Genomic DNA, 16,235 nt, shown 5'->3' on the forward strand with positions numbered 1-16,235 from the left:
AACCACGACAAAACCAACCCATGAACCCACATTCAAACCAGGAGCTGATGATGCGACTCGACTTATCCATTCCCGCACTGCGGGCCCGCTACCTTGATGGCAGCCTGACGCCGACCCAATTGGTTGAACGGCTGCAGGAACAGATGCTGGCAGAAGATGCCGCGCTGGATCGCCATATCTGGATTCGCCGCCTGACCCTCGATGAAATGCGGGCCTATGCCGCTGCACTTGACGGACGTGATCCGAAGACGTTGCCGCTGTACGGCATTCCGTTTGCCATCAAGGACAACATCGACCTGGCCGGCATTCCTACCACGGCGGCCTGCCCGGAATATGCCTACACCCCGCAGGCCAGTGCCACTGTGGTGCAGCGCTTGATCGCCGCCGGCGCCATTCCCGTGGGCAAGACCAACCTGGATCAGTTTGCCACCGGTCTGGTGGGTGTGCGCTCGCCCTATGGCGCTTGTCGCAACAGCATCAACCCGGACTACATCTCAGGCGGTTCTTCTGCGGGGTCGGCGGTGTCCGTCGCGTTGGGCCTGGCGAGCTTTTCGCTCGGCACCGATACCGCCGGTTCGGGCCGTGTGCCCGCCATGCTGAACAACCTGGTGGGTCTGAAGCCGACCTGCGGCCGCATTCCCACTACCGGCGTGGTGCCCGCCTGCCGCACGCTGGACGTTGTATCCGTGTTTGCGCTCACGGCCGGTGATGCCGCCACGGTGCTGGCGGCAGCGCAAGGTGAAGACCCGCTGGATGCCTATTCGCGCACCCTGCCGCCGTATGGCCACAACTTTGGCGCTGCCAGCACTTTCCGTTTTGGTGTGCCGCGTGAAGTGGATCTGGAATTTCATGGCAACCGGCAAGGCCCGGCACAGTTCGCCCAAGCGGTGGCGCACCTGCGCGCCTTGGGTGGCACGCCAGTCGAGGTCGACCTGACTCCGTTTCGGGCCGTGGCCACTCTCCTGTACGAAGGCCCGTGGGTGGCCGAGCGTTACCAGGCCATCCGCACTTTCATAGAAGCCAAGCCCGAAGCGCTGCACCCCGTGACGCGCGCCATTACCGAGAAAGGCATCCAGATTTCGGCGCCCGACACCTTTGCCGCGCTGTACCGCCTCAAAACGTTGGAGCGGCAAACGCGCCAGGTGTGGGATGACATCGACTGCCTGGTCACGCCCACCGCCAGCACGGCCTACACCCTTGATGCAGTTGAAGCTGACCCGTTCCGGCTCAACTCCAACCTGGGCCACTACACCAACTTTGTGAATCTGCTGGACCTGTCAGCGGTGGCCGTGCCCACCGGCTTCATGACGGCGGCCATGGCCAACATGCCGTGGGGCATCACACTGGTGGCGCGTGCCGGTCAAGACTTGCCCTTGCTGTCGCTGGCCGCACGTTTGCACGCACGCACCGTGCCGACCGTGGGTGCAACGCCCCACGCGCCGCACCAGCTTGCCAGCGCCACACCTGACACGGCTGCGTTTCCATCCGGTCAAGTGCGTGTGGCGGTATGCGGTGCGCATTTGAGTGGCTTGCCCTTGAACTGGCAACTGACTCAGCGCGGGGCCAGGCTGGTGCGGTCTGCGCACAGTGCGCCCTGCTACAAGCTGTATGCGTTGCCGGGTGGGCCACCCCATCGGCCAGGAATGTTGCGCGTGCCTCATGGTGGCGCTGCCATCGAAGTGGAGGTGTGGGAACTGCCAGCGCGCGAGTTTGGTTCTTTTGTGTCGGGCATTGCAGCACCATTGGGCATTGGCACGGTCGAATTGGCAGACGGCACCTCGGTGCAAGGCTTTGTTTGTGAGGCCCACGCGACCACCCAGGCGCAAGACATCAGCCATTTGGGTGGTTGGCGGGCTTATTTGCGCAGCCTGGGTTGATGGGGCGCTGACGATGGTGTCATTGCAAAACCGTGGGGGGGGGATGAACGCCTGAAAGGCATAAAAGTCGGATTCAAGTCGCTTGTTGGTTGGCACCAACCCACTTTTGACCCATGCTCCGCAATTTGGCGCGACCCACGCATCCTTTTTGCGAGCATGCGGTCAAGTTGCAACTACCGGTCAGCTGGCAAGGGCACTCATCTCGCGATAAAGATCTGCTTTGCCTTCGAAGCCGATGCCGGGCAGCTCGGGCAAGGTGACGTAGCTATTTTCGACCTTCACCCCATCAGGAAAGCCACCATAGGGCTGGAACAAGTCGGGGTACGACTCGTTGCCGCCAAGGCCGAGACCTGCAGCGATAGCCAGTGACATCTGATGTCCGCCATGCGGGATGCAGCGCGAGGCCGACCAGCCGTGCGCTTTCAGCATCTCCAGGGTGCGCAGGTATTCCACGAGGCCGTAGCTCAGAGCACAGTCAAACTGCAGCCAGTCACGGTCAGGCCGCATACCACCGTAGCGAATCAGGTTGCGCGCGTCCTGCATAGAGAAGAGGTTTTCGCCGGTGGCCATCGGCCCGGCGTAGTGCTGGGCGAGTTCTGCCTGCAGGGCATAGTCAAGCGGATCACCGGCTTCCTCGTACCAGAACAGGCCATAGTTCGACAGCGCCTTGGCGTATTCGACGGCAGTCTTCAAGTCGAATCGGCCATTGGCATCCACGGCCAGTTTCTGGCCAGGTCCCAACAGTCTCAGCACGGCCTCAATGCGCTTGCAGTCTTCACTGAGAGATGCGCCGCCAATCTTCATTTTCACCACGGAATATCCGCGGTCAAGGTAGCTGCGCATTTCGCGTTCCAGCCCTTCAATCCCCTGGCCGGGCCAGTAGTACCCGCCGGCCGCATAGACGAAGACCTTGCGCTTGGGCCGGCCGTCACCATAGCGTTCAGCAAGCAGCTGGTAAAGTGGTTTGTCTTCGATCTTGGCGACAGCGTCCCACACCGCCATGTCAATCGTGCCCACTGCAACCGAGCGCTCGCCATGACCGCCGGGCTTTTCATTGGTCATCATGGTTGTCCAGATTTTGTGGGGATCGAGGCTGTTTCCGCTGTCGTCCCCCAGGCTCTCTGGGGACGCTTCGAGGATGCGCGGGGCGAACCGTTCGCGGATCAGCGAGCCCTGGCCGTAGCGGCCGTTCGAGTTGAAACCGTAGCCGATCACAGGTTTGCCGTCACGGATGACGTCGGTGACGACCGCCACCAAGCTCAGTGTCATCTTTGAAAAATCGATGTACGCGTTGCGGATGTCGGATTTGATGGGTTTGGTAGCTTCACGGATGGCTGTAATCTTCACTGGGTAACTCCTTTGGCAGATAATTGAAGTGGTGGCGACACAACGCCGGAACAGATGAATGATCGTCATCGCGACCCTGACTGTCCAATGCTGCTTTTCAATTCTTGTATGCCCTCAAAGCACCGGTATGAATCTTTCTTGGCTCCTTGACTTTCAGGCCTTGGCCACCAGCGGCCGAAGCCTTCTAGCGTGCAGTTGACTTATCTCTGGCCTGAGCGGTGACCAGACTGCCGCTTGATGGTGCGTCAGCTGGTAATCTGCGCCGCGAGTGCCTCGCCCATCGTCGTGGTCGAAGCGTCTCCGCCCAGGTCCGGCATGCGGGGTGTTGATATCGATCAGAAAAGCAGTCCTGCAGGCATCCGCAATCCCAATGCCAGATCCATCAACAATTGAAAGGCCCCCACAATCACGACGGCGACCACCGCATACGTGGCCATCGCGCGGGGGCTGGGCCGATCAAACGTGGCAATAGCCGTCAGAACAAGGAAGGCAACCAGGCTGGTGACAAAAAACCCAATTGACGGCAGCCACAGCGCCCACAACGCCATCGCAACAATGATCGCAAATCTCCTCGCTGCCGAAGGCTTCACCTCACCGGGCACAGCTGTTGGCCGGGGTGCCGCCGGTCGGCCGATCTGAAAGGCCGTGAGCACGATCGACAGCAGGATCAGCGCCGCCGACAAAGTGCCGGGGAAGATAGAACCCATTGGGGACATGTCCTTGGTTTGCACATAGGCCAGCACGCCGAGGCCAACGAACAAGACGCTGAAGATGATCGCGGGAACGTCACGGTACTTCGTCTGCACCGCCTTGGCGGTCTTGACCACCGTATCGGTCGTCTCCACCAGCGACGACGCGCGCCGCCGGCTGAGCAGACTGGTGATCAGCGGATAGAAGAGGGTCAGCAGCGCAAACGCGATGATGGCCATGCTCAGCGGCCGCCCGAAGAACATGCCCACAACGGCGTTCTGCGCGTTGCCAATCAGGTAGGCCTGCACGAAGCCCTGCTCGGCGATCTGGCCCAGTACCAGCCCCAGCACGATCGGGGAAGGCGCGAAACCATAGCGCTGCAGTATCCACGCCAGCACGCCCAGCACAAACATCATCTGCATGTCGTGGGCATTGCTGTGGATCGCAAAACTGCCCAGAATGGTCAAAAAGGCAACCGTCGGCACCAGCAGCGACTTCGGGATGCGGACGATGGATTTGTAGGCGTAGCGTCCCAGGATGAGGCCAACTGGCAGCATCAGGATGGTTGCAATGAGCAGGCCAAACATGAAGGTATAGACAATGCCCCCTTGTTCGTTGAACAGGCTGGGGCCAATCTTGATGCCCTGTACCAGCAGGGCACCCAGGATGATGGCATCCGGCGGGGTACCGGGAATGCCAAGCACCAGGGTCGGAATAAAGCCCCCGCCAACGGTGGCGTTGTTGGCCGATTCGGTGGCAATAACGCCGTTCGGCTCACCGGTTCCAAACCGCTCGGGATGCTTCGATGATCGACGCGCCTCAGAATAAGCGATCAGGCCCGCAATTGAGCCGCCGGCACCAGGCAGTATCCCGATGGCCGTGCCAATCACCGAACTCCTCATCAAATTTAACTTGCTCGCCCAAGTGATGCGTATCGCTTCCGGGAGCCGGTATCCGCGCGCATCTTCCAGTACCGACAGATGCGGTGCCTTGGTGGCGACCAGGTCAATGACGACGGGAATGCAATACAAGCCGATCAATGCCGAGGTGATGTCGATACCGCCGAGCAGTACCTGCGAGTTCATGGTGTAGCGCACGTCGCCCCCCACCACCGCCACGCCAATCGTGGACAACAGCAGGCCAAGGCAAGCCCCGATCAGGCCCTTGACGGTGTTGCCGACGGAGAGAGACGAGATCAGCGTGAGCCCGAAAATCGCCATCCAGAAGTATTCAGACGGTCCGAAAAGCAGCGCGACATTGGCCAGCGGCGGCGCCAGCAGCATCAGGGTGACGGCACCCACAAGTCCACCGAACACCGAGGCCAAGGTGGCCAATGTCACCGCCAGACCGCCGTCGCCCCGCTTGGCCATTGGGTAACCGTCGAAGGTGGTGGCGATCGACGATGGGGTGCCCGGGGTATTGACAAGGATGGCTGAAAAGGCGCCGCCATAAATGGCCCCGGTGTAGATGGCCCCCAAGGCGATCAGCCCAGATGCCGGCGCCATGCTGAAGGTGAATGGCACAAGAATGGCCACCGCCATCGTCGCCGACAGGCCCGGCAGGGCTCCGATGATGGTGCCCAGCGCCACCCCAGCCAGTGCCAACAGCAGGTTAAAGGGTGTCAGGGCATCGATCAGGTAGCCGAGTATTTCCATTGCAGCTGACCTGTGCAGTTACTGCTTTTTGATGCCAAGCTTTTCAGCCAGAGCGCCGTATTCTTTCTTCTTGCTGCTCATGAACTTGGGCATGTCCTTGTAGGTGATGTCGGTCAAAACGAAACCACCATCCTCCATCTTCTTCTTGAACGACGGATCTGCATCGATGCTGCTGATGATGTCGGACAACTTTTGCCGGATGTCTTCGGGCGTGGATTTGGGAACCGACAGACCGCGGTAGGCGCCGCCCACCAGATCAAACCCAAGCTCACGGAAAGTCGGCACAGCCGGGAAGGCCGGCATGCGCTTTTCAGCTGCGACGGCCAGCATACGCATCTTTTCACCCTGGCTGATGCCAGAAGGGGCGTAGTTAAAACCTGCGATCGTTTGTTTGCCCAGAATGGCCGTGACCGCCGGCCCTGTGCCACTGTAAGGGATGTAGGTCGACTTGATGCCTGCGAGTTCGTCAAACCGCACCTGTGCCAGGTTGTTGGAGGAGTTGGAGCCAGATCCGCTGAAGGTCACCATGCCAGGCGACTTTTTCGCAAAGTCAATCAGATCTTTGAGCGTCTTGAACGGGCTGTCCTTGTGCACAAAAATGGCATCCGGCGTGTAGTGAAAATAATGCACCGGTGTCAGATCGTCCGTTTTGTAGCCAACATCTTTTTGCATCGGCTGCAGCACGGTGTGCGGCAGGTTGATGCCCATGATGGTGTAGCCGTCTCCCGGCATTGAGTTCAGCTGCGACCAGGCCTGTGCGCCGCCTGCACCATCCATGTACTGAATGACAATGTCCACACCGGCGATCTTCTTGAACACCGACTGCTGGAAGCGAGCCGAAATGTCGGACTCGCCGCCTGCGTTGAACGGAAGGATGTAGTTGATCGACTTGCTGGGATAGCTTTGTGCTGCTGCGTTGCCGGTGAAGGCGAGGCCGGCGGCAAGGGCGCCGCCGATAGCCACTGTTGAAAGAAACCCGCGAAGATTGAATTTGCTCATGACTGTCTCCTGTCGTATGTATTGTTGGAAAATGATGGCTCTAACCGTGAGCCGTTGAAAGATGACGTCTACAAATCAGTTCAGTTACTCCTGATGTCAGGCGCCTTTGCCCTTAAAGCTTTTGGCCAGTTGGCTGCACACGGCCTGCGTCACCTCGGTTGTGGTGGCTTTGCCGCCCAGGTCACGGGTGTGTAGGGCCGGGTTGGCGGTGACTTGCTCGATGGCTTGCATGAGGCGCCTGGCGGCCTCCAACTCGCCCAGGTGCTCCAATAGCATCACCACTGACCAGAAGGTGCCGACCGGGTTGGCCAAGCCTTTGCCCATGATGTCAAAGGCTGAACCGTGGATGGGTTCAAACATCGAAGGGTAGCGGCGTTCGGGATCGATGTTGGCGGTGGGTGCGATGCCCAGGCTGCCAGCCAGTGCCGCGGCCAGGTCACTCAGGATGTCGGCATGCAGGTTGGTCGCAACAAGGGTGTCCAGTGTGGCCGGACGGTTCACCATGCGGGCCGTTGCGGCGTCCACCAGTTCTTTGTCCCACGTCACATCGGGAAACTCTTTTGAAATTTGCACCGCGATCTCATCCCACATGACCATGGCATGGCGTTGCGCGTTGGACTTGGTGACCACTGTCAACAACTTGCGCGGACGGGACTGAGCCAGCTTGAAGGCGTAGCGCATGATGCGCTCGACGCCAGCGCGGGTCATCATCGACAAATCGGTGGCGGCTTCGATCGGTTGGCCTTGGTGGACGCGGCCACCCACACCCGAATATTCACCCTCCGAGTTCTCGCGCACGATGACCCAATCCAGGTCTTCGGGCCTGCAGCGTTTCAGCGGCGCGTCGATGCCAGGCAGGATGCGGGTGGGGCGCACATTGGCGTACTGGTCAAAGCCCTGACAGATTTTGAGACGCAAGCCCCAGAGTGTGATGTGGTCAGGGATGTCCGGGTCACCTGCGGAGCCAAACAAAATCGCATCTTTGCCGCGCAACGCGTCCAGTCCGTCGGCTGGCATCATGGCGCCGTGTGCACGGTACCAATCTCCGCCCCAGCCGAAGTTCTCGAACTCGAACTTGAACGCGTTGCTGGACGCCGCCAGTGCCTCCAGTACGGTCTGCCCTGCTGGCACGACTTCCTTTCCGATCCCATCACCTGGAATACAGGCAATTTTGTAAGTCTTCATAACGTCGCCTAAATAAATTGTGGTGTGGTCGCAATGTACCCATTGCAGCATTTAATGAACGGCTTTAAAGTCAAGCCAGTATTTACTTTGATTCACTAATGTCTACGCCCACTTCCGCTCCTTCCGAGATGGCTTTTTTTAGCTTGCTGGTGCGTTTCGGGAGTTTTTCGAATGCTGCGCGCGAGCTCGATATAACCACCCCGGCGGCAAGCAAGCGGCTGACCCAGATGGAGGCGCGGTTGGGTGTGCAGTTGCTCAATCGCACGACACGGCGCATGGGACTCACACCCGAAGGTGAGGTGTACTTGAAACACGCGCGCCGCATCCTCGCCGATATTGGTGACATGGAGCAGTTGGTGTCGAACTCAGTTGGCGCGCCTAAAGGCCTGCTGCGCGTGAACGCCACTTTGGGCTTTGGACGCAGCCACGTCGCTTCATTGATTTCAGACTTTGCAAAGCTCTATCCGGAAGTGCAGGTCCAACTGCAGCTCACGGTCAATCCACCACCACTGAGTGAAGACGCATTCGATATCTGCATTCGTTTTGGCGAGCCGCCAGAGGGACGGGTGATAGCGAGGCGCATCGCGGCCAACCGCCGGCTGATCTGCGCGGCTCCTTCCTACCTGGCCCGACAGGGCACGCCGCAAGTGCCGAATGACCTGGCACAGCACAACTGCATTTGCATTCGCCAGGGTGACGAGGCCTACGGCATTTGGCATCTGAGCTCAGGCCAGCGCACCGAGACTGTCAAGGTGCGCGGAACCTTGAGCACCAACGACGGCGAGACCGCGCTGAACTGGGCGCTTGATGGTCACGGCGTCATCATGCGTGCGGAATGGGATATTGCCAAATACCTGGACAGTGGACGCTTGCGCCAAGTCCTAAAGAACTGGCAAACACCGCCTGCTGATATTCATGCGGTTTACCCACAACGGCTTCAAACCGCGGCGCGGGTTCGTGTTTTTGTCGACTTTTTGGTTGCCGCTTTTTCTGCGTCAACCCCGCTGGGGCAAGAGCTGGCCATGGGCTTTTCCAAGTAGCTCTGCGGGGCGCAAAGCGCATAACTGCTTACCCGTCGATAGGCCAGCGTCGTGCTGAGCACTCCAGAGCTCTCTGCCAAAACCATCGTCTTTGTCCAGAGCGTGACACCAGAGCAGATTGACGGCACTGAAGATAAAGACATTGAGTAAAAAAGGCACATGAGCAGGTGACCACTGATTTCTGACAAGCCTGCTCAAACCTGTATCGGCGGCAACACCATGAACAATAGTGACCGTACATTCAACGCAACGTCGTCGGTGCCGAGGGCGTCAAATCACTCTGGTCCCCTAGAACGACGAGAATGGAGCGAATGCAAATACCATCCCATTTTTCAGTGTCAGCTCGCTGCTGGCTTGTTCCCGCCTTGCTGACGATCGTCGCGCTTGCGGGTTGCGCCTCCGCACCATCGGTCGAAACCCAGGCACCGCCTGCTTCGACGGTCGGCGCCACCCCGACGCCAACCGAATCCATTGATGTCGAACACGGCCAGAAGTTTGCCCGCTGGGTGCTCGAGTTCAGCACCACCGCACGCGCCGCCGGCATCATTGATGCCACGCTCCAAGACGCCTTCGACAACGTGCGCTTCATCCCCCGCGTCATCGAGTTGGATAGCGCGCAGCCCGAATTCACCCGCACGGTATGGGACTACCTCGACAGCGCGCTGTCGACGCAGCGCATCGCCCGTGGCCAGGATGAGCTGGGGCAACTGCGCCCCGTTGTCGAGCCCATCGCAGCGCGCTACGGCGTCCCGGCCGAGGTCCTCGTCGCGATCTGGGGCATGGAGAGCAATTACGGCAGTTTTGTGGGCGATATTCCGACCATCGATGCCTTGGCGACGCTCGGTTTCGAGGGCCGACGCGAGGAGTGGGCGCGTGGCCAGTTGCTCGCAGCATTGAGAATCCTGCAGAATCGTGACATCGACCGCGCGCAGATGATGGGTTCGTGGGCTGGCGCGATGGGCCAGATGCAGTTCCTGCCATCGAACTTTCTGGCCTATGCGGTCGATGCCGATGCCGACGGCCGACGCGATATCTGGAACAGCCTCGCCGATGTGATGGCTTCGACCGCCAACTTCCTGGCGAGCTCCGGATGGCAGGTCGGCCAGCCGTGGGGGCTTGAGGTGCGCTTGCCGCCGGGCTTCGACTACGCGCGCGCCGACGCCGACGTTCGACAGCCGACGACCCAATGGACGGACGAGGGTGTGCAGGCTATGGACGGTGCGCCGCTGCCGGCCTTGGCCGACAGTTCGATCCTGCTTCCCGCCGGCGCGCGCGGGCCTGCTTTCCTGGTCGGACCCAACTTCCGCGCGATTCTGCGCTACAACAACTCGACCAGCTATGCGCTCGGCGTCGCCCTGCTGGCGCAACGGTTGGCCGACGGTCCCGCGGTGCAGACACCCTGGCCGCGCGATTTGCAGCTACTTTCACGCAGCCAGTTGCTGGCGCTGCAGACGGCGCTGAACGAACGAGGCTTGGACAGCGGCACGCCCGACGGCATGATGGGCCCGGCCACGCAGCGCGGCGTTCGTCGATACCAGCGCAGCCTGGGCCTGCCAGCGGACGGCTATCCGACCCTGGACCTTCTGCAGCGCCTGCAGTGACCGGACGGCACCTCGCCTTGAGGCAGTTCCGTACCGAGTTCTTGTCCTGCAGCACGCGCCTCGTCCGTCACGAGTCGGCCAAGTTTGGGTGGGGCGCAGGTGGACATTGTGCTGCCGGGCGCTGACCTCCACGCTGCTCAAGATCTTCTTGAATCGGTTCAGCTTGCGTTCATACACGGACGCGCAAGATGTGATCCATACCAACTCCAGGAGTTTTTCATGAAGCATCTCATTTCCATCAAATCGCTCGCAGCAGTTGCGGTTGCACTTGGCGCTTTCGCTGCGGCCTCAACGGCGCACGCCCGTAGCGATGTCTACTTCTCCATCGGCGTGCAGGTACCAGGCGTCTACGTGCAGCCGGCACCTGTGTATGTGCAACCCCTGCCTTTCTACACGCCCGCGCCCGACTACTATCGGCGCCACGGCGATGGTCGACGCAATGACGGGCAGCATTGGCAACGCCGCGGCCCTTACGGCGACCACGACCGCGATGGCATCGCCAACATCTACGATCCGGGCGGCCCGCGCAATCAGTGGCGCCAGGCACGCCGTTATGGTCCTTACGGTGATCTCGACCGCGATGGCGTCATGAACCGGCAGGACCGCGATCGTGACGGCGACGGTGTTCGCAATCGCTACGACCGCCTCCCGAACAATCCATACCGCAATTAACGATGGATGCAAGTTAAGCGCGCAGTGCAATCTTGCTGGGGAAATTTATGTTCGGGCACCCTGATGTTCACAGTATCCTGAGGGCCATCGACTGACGTTGCGGTGTGGCGGTAGGTCTTTGGCTGTTGGTTGCTGAAAGTCGTCAGCGCTGCAGCTGAGCCTGGCTGTTGGAGCGTTGCGGAAAATTTCGGCAGTGGGAGGTTGTGGGAAAAGAGCCTGTGGCTCAGTAGTCAGCATGATCAACAGCGCTTTTGTGATGAGTAGCCAGATCAGACTGAGGCCGGCTGTGTGGCTCTGATTTCGGAAAAACCTATCTCGGCCATCGACCGGACCGACAACTGGCCTTTTTTCACCTCAGAGCGTTTCATTCAGAGTTGGGTGAATTGTGAATCGGCTCATCGATGCGTGGTCAATCAAGAAGCGTAGGCCCGACGGACTTTATTTTCTTCAATCAACTATTCTGAGCAATTAAAGTCGTAAACAGGCACCTAGCATTCATGCGGGTTAGCGGCGTGGCAAATTGACAACATGTCGATTTAAAGTCGTAAACAACTTTACAGCATCTTCCACAACGATTGGAGCAAGCAGCGTCTGAACTTACCAAGGTGAGCATTTCGGCTACCGTAAACCGGTCCGACGCCGCTGACTCCTGGGTGCCCGTTGCTGACGGCCAACGTACGCCATCCTACGTTGGCGACCCGGCGCTCACGTCCGGTCGCAAGATGATGTCCCTCAACGATTAAGATCATCTCATCGATCACGACACAACCGTAGGAAGCGCACCATGGACGACACAACCCCAGCCAACGCGCTAAGCCTTGAGGCTCAAAAGGCCTTCTTGGACATGTTTGCGCCGATCATGGACGAAATGTCGAAGGAGGCACAAGTCGAGATTGATCGCTTTGATGCGGTATTTTCTGCGGACCACAACGCTATAGGACGAATACTGCGCGTACACCTTGTGATCGAACAGTACATGAACGAGCACATTAAGGCGGAATACAAGATCGACAATCTGGAGGAACTCAGGCTTACATTCGGCCAGAAGACAAAGTTCCTGAAGGATGGGCTTTCAGCGGCGGCATTCGTGAGGCCCGCTATTCAGAACGTCAATTCGGTGCGCAACAAATTCAGTCATACGCTGACTCCAAAAATCGAATGGGGAGCCATCAACAACGTGACCGATGTGATGAAAGTCGCGCGCAAGGGCTTGGTCTATTCCGAGCCCATCGATGCCATAGAAGCGTTTGCCCCAGTTGCCTGCGCGTTCCTGATCAACGCTCCTAGCAGTAGGCGCGCCCAGTTTGAGCAATTACTTCAGTCGGGCAAGATGAAGTTCTCAGCGAATACTTTCTTTTGACAGCCTTTGGTTTCACCCCAAAGCAGTCGGCAACGAGCGCTCGCTCCTGGTCGAGTACGGGTACCCAATTGGTTGAAGTCGTGGCGACACAGCTGACTGTCTGGCTACTGATGCCAATGTCAGGATTCGGGCAGGCAATTTGAACCTCTGTAGACCCGCTTTCGTTTAGGGTTGTAGGATGCCCGCCCGCGGCGGCGAGCTGTTGTCGCCCCGATCAGCAACAAAGGGAGGGCGTCGTACAAGCCGCGAGGGAGGAAACCGCGGCGAGTACCGCGGCTGTCGGAGTGATCTACACAGCTATGGGGATTTGAAGAACCACAGTGCGGTTTGATGTCGCGATTGTGGCGCTCAAGCTAGCGACCAGATTGCTCAGATGACGCGCGCCAGCGTTGATACGCCAGCTTCTTTGATGGTGCGTTGAACAGGTGACTTCGGTTTCGCTCGCTGTAGCAAAGCTTACCCAAGCCGACTCTGACGGATGCCGAGTCGGCAGGCGGTTTGACCATTTCGAAGTTCTTGCGCTCATGGTGCAGCCTGTTCATAAGGCGGTGCCCGAATGGCCTGGCCGCGCATAAACGTTTGAACGATGATCATTGGCGCGCCGCAGCGCGCGCAGACGAAGGTCGGTCGCACAAGTTCAACTGGCTCGTCGGTGTTCTTCGCGTCGGCAACTGCAACAGGTGCGACATCGAGCAACTCACGGGCGCGTGCCAGGTTCTCTTTGCGAGCGTTGTTGGCAATAAATCCATAGTGGCGAATGCGGTGAAAGCCGGTGGGTAGAACATGCAGCAGGAAGCGGCGCATGAACTCGTCTGGCTCAAGGGTCATGGTCTTGTTGCGCGTCTTTCCCTTGTCCCGGTAATCCTTCCAGCGAAACGTGACACCGCGCTCGTCCATCGATACCAGTCGAGAGTTGGCGATGGCGACCCGGTGGGTGTAGCGCGACAGATAGGCCAGCACAGCCTGTGGACCAGCAAACGGGCGCTTGGCATAGACGACCCATTCGCAGCGTCGCATCGGCGCCAGCCATTTGACAAAGGAGATCGCATCGCTGAGGTGGGCGTACTCGCCGAAGAACTGCAACTGCCCGGCGCGATGCGCCAGTTCGAGTTCTTCGAGGAAGCGCCGGCGAAACAGCCGAGAGAGCACGCGCACTGACAGGAAGAAGCCCGGTTTGCACGCGACCCAACTCTGGCTGTCCTTGGTCAGACCGCCGCCGGGCACGATGCCGTGCACATGCGGGTGGTGCGTGAGCGCCGATCCCCAGGTGTGCAGCACCAAAGTCGCTGCGATCTGCGCGCCCAGATGCTTGGGGTCCGCTGCGATGGTGATCAGTGTTTCTGCTGCCACCTTAAACAACAGCCGGTAGATCACCGCCTTGTTGTAATAGGCAATCGCGCTGATCGGTGCGGGCAAGGTGAAGACCACATGGTAGTAGTCCACCGGCAGCAGTTCGGCCTGACGCGCATCAAGCCACCGCTTGGCCGCACTGGCCTGGCACTTGGGACAATGCCGGTTGCGGCACGAGTTGTACGCAATCTCGCCGTGCTCGCACGCCTGGCAGTGCAACAGGTGCCCCCCCAGCGCCGCGCTGCGGCACTGTTCGATGGCCGACATGACCTTGAGTTGACCCAGGCTCAGGTGCCCCTGCTGGCCATTACGCCAAGCCGGGCCGTGGGTACGAAAGATGTCGGCGACCTCCAGAGCGAGGCGCCCCACGGAAGGTCCCTACGCCGGCTCTAAGGTCTCCAGTGGGCTGATCACTTCGCGCAGGATGTCGGTGGCCACCTGGACGTACTGCGCCGTGGTGTCCAGCCGGTTGTGTCCGAGCAATACCTGTATCACCCGGATGTCCACCTTCTGCTCCAGCAGGTGCGTGGCAAAGCTGTGGCGCAGCGTGTGCATGGAGACGCGCTTGTCTATTCTTGCCACCAGGGCTGCTTCGTGAATCCAATAGGTAATCCCCCGGCTGTGCCGGGGTGACAGTAGAAGTTTGACATTTGCATTGGTATGGATGTCCATCGCAGAAACTTCCAATCGTGAGCCGCCAAGCAAACGAAAGGAAAAAACTGGATGGACAAGATAGAAAGCCTAAACCACACGAAGTGGGACTGCAAGTACCACGTAGTGTTCATACCGAAGAATCGACGCAAGGTGTTGTACGGACAATTGAGAGTGCATCTTGGAGAAGTGTTTCGAGGCCTGGCCCAGCACAAGGAGAGCCAGATCGAGGAGGGCCATTTGATGGCCGACCATGTGCACATGATGATCTCGATACCGCCGAAATATGCGGTATCCAACGTGGTGGGATATATCAAGGGCAAGAGTGCGATTCACTTGGCCCGGGTGTATGGGGAGCGACGCAGGAACTTTACAGGGCAAAGCTTCTGGGCGCGAGGGTATTTTGTCTCGACGGTGGGCCGAGATGAGGAAGTGATCCGCAACTACATCCGGCACCAGGAGAGAGAAGATGAGCGTCTGGAACAGCTTGGGCTGTGGAGATAGATTGCCACCGTTTCGGTGGCGCCAAGAGTTGGGGCCGCGTTAGCGACCCCGTTTAGCCGCTTTGAGCGGCTCACAATTTTGAAAACCCCCGGCTTTGCCGGGGGATTTTTGGAGACTTAGCATATGAATCGCCACCTATTTTCTCGTCGCCGTGTTGTCGGCGCCCTGTCTGCCGCAGGAGCCATCGCTGCATTGACGCCAGCGTCCGTGCAGGCGCAAGAGGCCACCATACGAATTGTCTACAACACGCTCAAGACCCATCCGATCGGGCAGTTCTTCGAAACCCTCGCCCAGGAGATCGAGAAAAATACCGCAACAACCTCTGTGCGCCTGAAGACACGCACGTTCCCGAACGGTCAGTTGTTCGCTGACATGCAGATTCCCGATGCCGTCAGTACCGGCACCATCGAGATTGGTCAGGTCACTCTTGCGCTCGCTAATTCCCCTGATGCAGTCGCGAGCCAGATTGGCATGCTTCCCTTGCTTTGGAACTCCTGGGAAGCCCTATGGTATGCAGAAGATCACGACGATGCCTGGCGCAGCGTATTTCAGGCCTTGCTCAACAAGCTAGGCATGCAACTGCTTGGCTTTACCCCCTTTGGCGTATTTGAGTTCTATGCGAACAGGCCGGTAAAGCTGCCTGCCAATTTCAAGGGCCTGCGTCTACGCGGAGTAGGTGTGGAACTTAGCAACTTTATCCGGGAACTGGGAGCTTCGCCCGTAACCATGAGTGCCCATGAAATGTACCAGGCCACTCAGCGGGGCACAATCGATGGGTTCATCACCGGTCCTTCCTCAGTTTATGACAAAAAACTCTACGAGGTGGTCAAGTATTCTACCGCTGCCTCTTTCTTATTCGGGACGAACCCGGCTGCTGCCAACCTCCAATGGTGGAGTGGCCTGCCGAAGGACGTCCAAGCCGCAATCACCAAAGCGGCGGTGGTTGCCCAACAAAAAGCGCGTGCCCAGGTCAAAGCGGTAGATCAGCATGCTATCGAACAGATTGCCAAGCTCGGAGTTACCATCCAGACTCTCACGCCTGCCGAGCACGAGCTATGGGTTAAAGCCGCGAAGCCCGTGCACGACAAATACCTTAATCGAGCCGGTAACGACGGGCGCAAGCTGCTGGCTATCGCGCAGGAAGCCAACGCAAAGTTTCCCGTTCGCTAGAGACACGCAGATTTAGAACTTATCCGTAAATAATGTTTATGTCCAACTTGATCTTTCTGAATGTCATGATTGATGCGGCCAAGTGGTTGAGGGCCAGGAAGCTGCGGTCAAGTTTCTCGTACCGCACCAATAGC

The 16,235-nt window shown here is 59.0% G+C and carries 13 protein-coding genes and 1 pseudogene; 7 read left to right on the plus strand and 7 right to left on the minus strand.

Going from position 1 to position 16,235, the window contains the following annotated elements:
- Positions 1–47: 47 nt before the first annotated feature.
- A complete protein-coding gene (gene atzF / locus WA157_RS04670; protein ID WP_422619871.1) occupies positions 48–1,877 on the plus strand; it encodes an allophanate hydrolase in 1,830 nt (609 codons plus the stop codon).
- A 180-nt stretch (positions 1,878–2,057) separates the two neighbouring features.
- Here atzF and WA157_RS04675 read toward each other — a convergent pair whose 3' ends face one another.
- The 4 genes from WA157_RS04675 to WA157_RS04690 all read right to left on the minus strand — a co-directional run bounded on the left by WA157_RS04675 (position 2,058) and on the right by WA157_RS04690 (position 7,753).
- Positions 2,058–3,224 carry a mandelate racemase/muconate lactonizing enzyme family protein gene (locus WA157_RS04675; protein ID WP_422619857.1) on the minus strand — a complete coding sequence of 389 codons (1,167 nt, stop codon included), beginning with the start codon at positions 3,222–3,224 and terminating at the stop codon, positions 2,058–2,060.
- Positions 3,225–3,559: 335 nt separating this feature from the next.
- A complete protein-coding gene (locus tag WA157_RS04680; protein ID WP_422619858.1) occupies positions 3,560–5,569 on the minus strand; it encodes a tripartite tricarboxylate transporter permease in 2,010 nt (669 codons plus the stop codon).
- Between the two features lie 18 nt (positions 5,570–5,587).
- Complete coding sequence (locus WA157_RS04685) at positions 5,588–6,568, minus strand: tripartite tricarboxylate transporter substrate binding protein (RefSeq protein WP_422619859.1); 981 nt, start codon at positions 6,566–6,568, stop codon at positions 5,588–5,590.
- A 96-nt stretch (positions 6,569–6,664) separates the two neighbouring features.
- Positions 6,665–7,753: a tartrate dehydrogenase gene (locus tag WA157_RS04690; protein WP_422619860.1), complete on the minus strand. Its 1,089-nt coding sequence runs from the start codon at positions 7,751–7,753 to the stop codon at positions 6,665–6,667.
- Positions 7,754–7,851: 98 nt separating this feature from the next.
- Between WA157_RS04690 and WA157_RS04695 the strand changes: the two genes are divergently transcribed.
- From WA157_RS04695 to WA157_RS04710, 4 genes are all read left to right on the plus strand, one after another.
- Complete coding sequence (locus tag WA157_RS04695) at positions 7,852–8,793, plus strand: LysR family transcriptional regulator (RefSeq protein ID WP_422619861.1); 942 nt, start codon at positions 7,852–7,854, stop codon at positions 8,791–8,793.
- A 302-nt stretch (positions 8,794–9,095) separates the two neighbouring features.
- Positions 9,096–10,394: a lytic murein transglycosylase gene (locus WA157_RS04700; RefSeq protein WP_422619862.1), complete on the plus strand. Its 1,299-nt coding sequence runs from the start codon at positions 9,096–9,098 to the stop codon at positions 10,392–10,394.
- A gap of 219 nt (positions 10,395–10,613) precedes the next feature.
- Positions 10,614–11,066 (plus strand): hypothetical protein, encoded by a 453-nt coding sequence (locus WA157_RS04705; RefSeq protein ID WP_422619863.1) that lies wholly within the window; start codon positions 10,614–10,616, stop codon positions 11,064–11,066.
- 784 nt (positions 11,067–11,850) lie between these two features.
- Entirely contained in the window at positions 11,851–12,426 is a 576-nt protein-coding gene (locus WA157_RS04710; RefSeq protein WP_422619864.1) for a hypothetical protein, read from the plus strand.
- A 522-nt stretch (positions 12,427–12,948) separates the two neighbouring features.
- Here WA157_RS04710 and WA157_RS04715 read toward each other — a convergent pair.
- Together WA157_RS04715 and WA157_RS04720 are read right to left on the minus strand one after the other, a co-directional pair.
- Positions 12,949–14,145: an IS91 family transposase gene (locus WA157_RS04715; RefSeq protein WP_422619865.1), complete on the minus strand. Its 1,197-nt coding sequence runs from the start codon at positions 14,143–14,145 to the stop codon at positions 12,949–12,951.
- Positions 14,146–14,154: 9 nt separating this feature from the next.
- Complete coding sequence (locus WA157_RS04720) at positions 14,155–14,448, minus strand: tyrosine-type recombinase/integrase (RefSeq protein ID WP_422619866.1); 294 nt, start codon at positions 14,446–14,448, stop codon at positions 14,155–14,157.
- 51 nt (positions 14,449–14,499) lie between these two features.
- On the opposite strand from WA157_RS04720, the gene tnpA reads away from it, so the two are divergent.
- A complete protein-coding gene (gene tnpA, locus WA157_RS04725) occupies positions 14,500–14,931 on the plus strand; it encodes an IS200/IS605 family transposase (RefSeq protein ID WP_422619867.1) in 432 nt (143 codons plus the stop codon).
- 123 nt (positions 14,932–15,054) lie between these two features.
- Positions 15,055–16,101: a TRAP transporter substrate-binding protein gene (locus WA157_RS04730; RefSeq protein ID WP_422619868.1), complete on the plus strand. Its 1,047-nt coding sequence runs from the start codon at positions 15,055–15,057 to the stop codon at positions 16,099–16,101.
- Positions 16,102–16,120: 19 nt separating this feature from the next.
- Here WA157_RS04730 and WA157_RS04735 read toward each other — a convergent pair.
- A pseudogene (locus tag WA157_RS04735) lies at positions 16,121–16,235 on the minus strand (IS5/IS1182 family transposase); the annotation flags it as partial.

This window comes from Rhodoferax ferrireducens, assembly GCF_049302455.1.
GTDB lineage: Bacteria > Pseudomonadota > Gammaproteobacteria > Burkholderiales > Burkholderiaceae_C > Rhodoferax > Rhodoferax ferrireducens_B.

What these genes read in the sequence shown, in the direction of transcription:
- WA157_RS04690 (WP_422619860.1), bottom strand. Translation starts at nt 7,753, where the DNA reads ATGAAGACTTACAAAATTGCCTGTATTCCAGGTGATGGGATCGGAAAG.
- WA157_RS04705 (WP_422619863.1), top strand. Translation starts at nt 10,614, where the DNA reads ATGAAGCATCTCATTTCCATCAAATCGCTCGCAGCAGTTGCGGTTGCA.
- WA157_RS04685 (WP_422619859.1), bottom strand. Translation starts at nt 6,568, where the DNA reads ATGAGCAAATTCAATCTTCGCGGGTTTCTTTCAACAGTGGCTATCGGC.
- WA157_RS04695 (WP_422619861.1), top strand. Translation starts at nt 7,852, where the DNA reads ATGTCTACGCCCACTTCCGCTCCTTCCGAGATGGCTTTTTTTAGCTTG.
- WA157_RS04730 (WP_422619868.1), top strand. Translation starts at nt 15,055, where the DNA reads ATGAATCGCCACCTATTTTCTCGTCGCCGTGTTGTCGGCGCCCTGTCT.
- WA157_RS04700 (WP_422619862.1), top strand. Translation starts at nt 9,096, where the DNA reads ATGGAGCGAATGCAAATACCATCCCATTTTTCAGTGTCAGCTCGCTGC.
- atzF (WP_422619871.1), top strand. Translation starts at nt 48, where the DNA reads ATGATGCGACTCGACTTATCCATTCCCGCACTGCGGGCCCGCTACCTT.
- WA157_RS04680 (WP_422619858.1), bottom strand. Translation starts at nt 5,569, where the DNA reads ATGGAAATACTCGGCTACCTGATCGATGCCCTGACACCCTTTAACCTG.
- WA157_RS04720 (WP_422619866.1), bottom strand. Translation starts at nt 14,448, where the DNA reads ATGGACATCCATACCAATGCAAATGTCAAACTTCTACTGTCACCCCGG.
- WA157_RS04710 (WP_422619864.1), top strand. Translation starts at nt 11,851, where the DNA reads ATGGACGACACAACCCCAGCCAACGCGCTAAGCCTTGAGGCTCAAAAG.
- tnpA (WP_422619867.1), top strand. Translation starts at nt 14,500, where the DNA reads ATGGACAAGATAGAAAGCCTAAACCACACGAAGTGGGACTGCAAGTAC.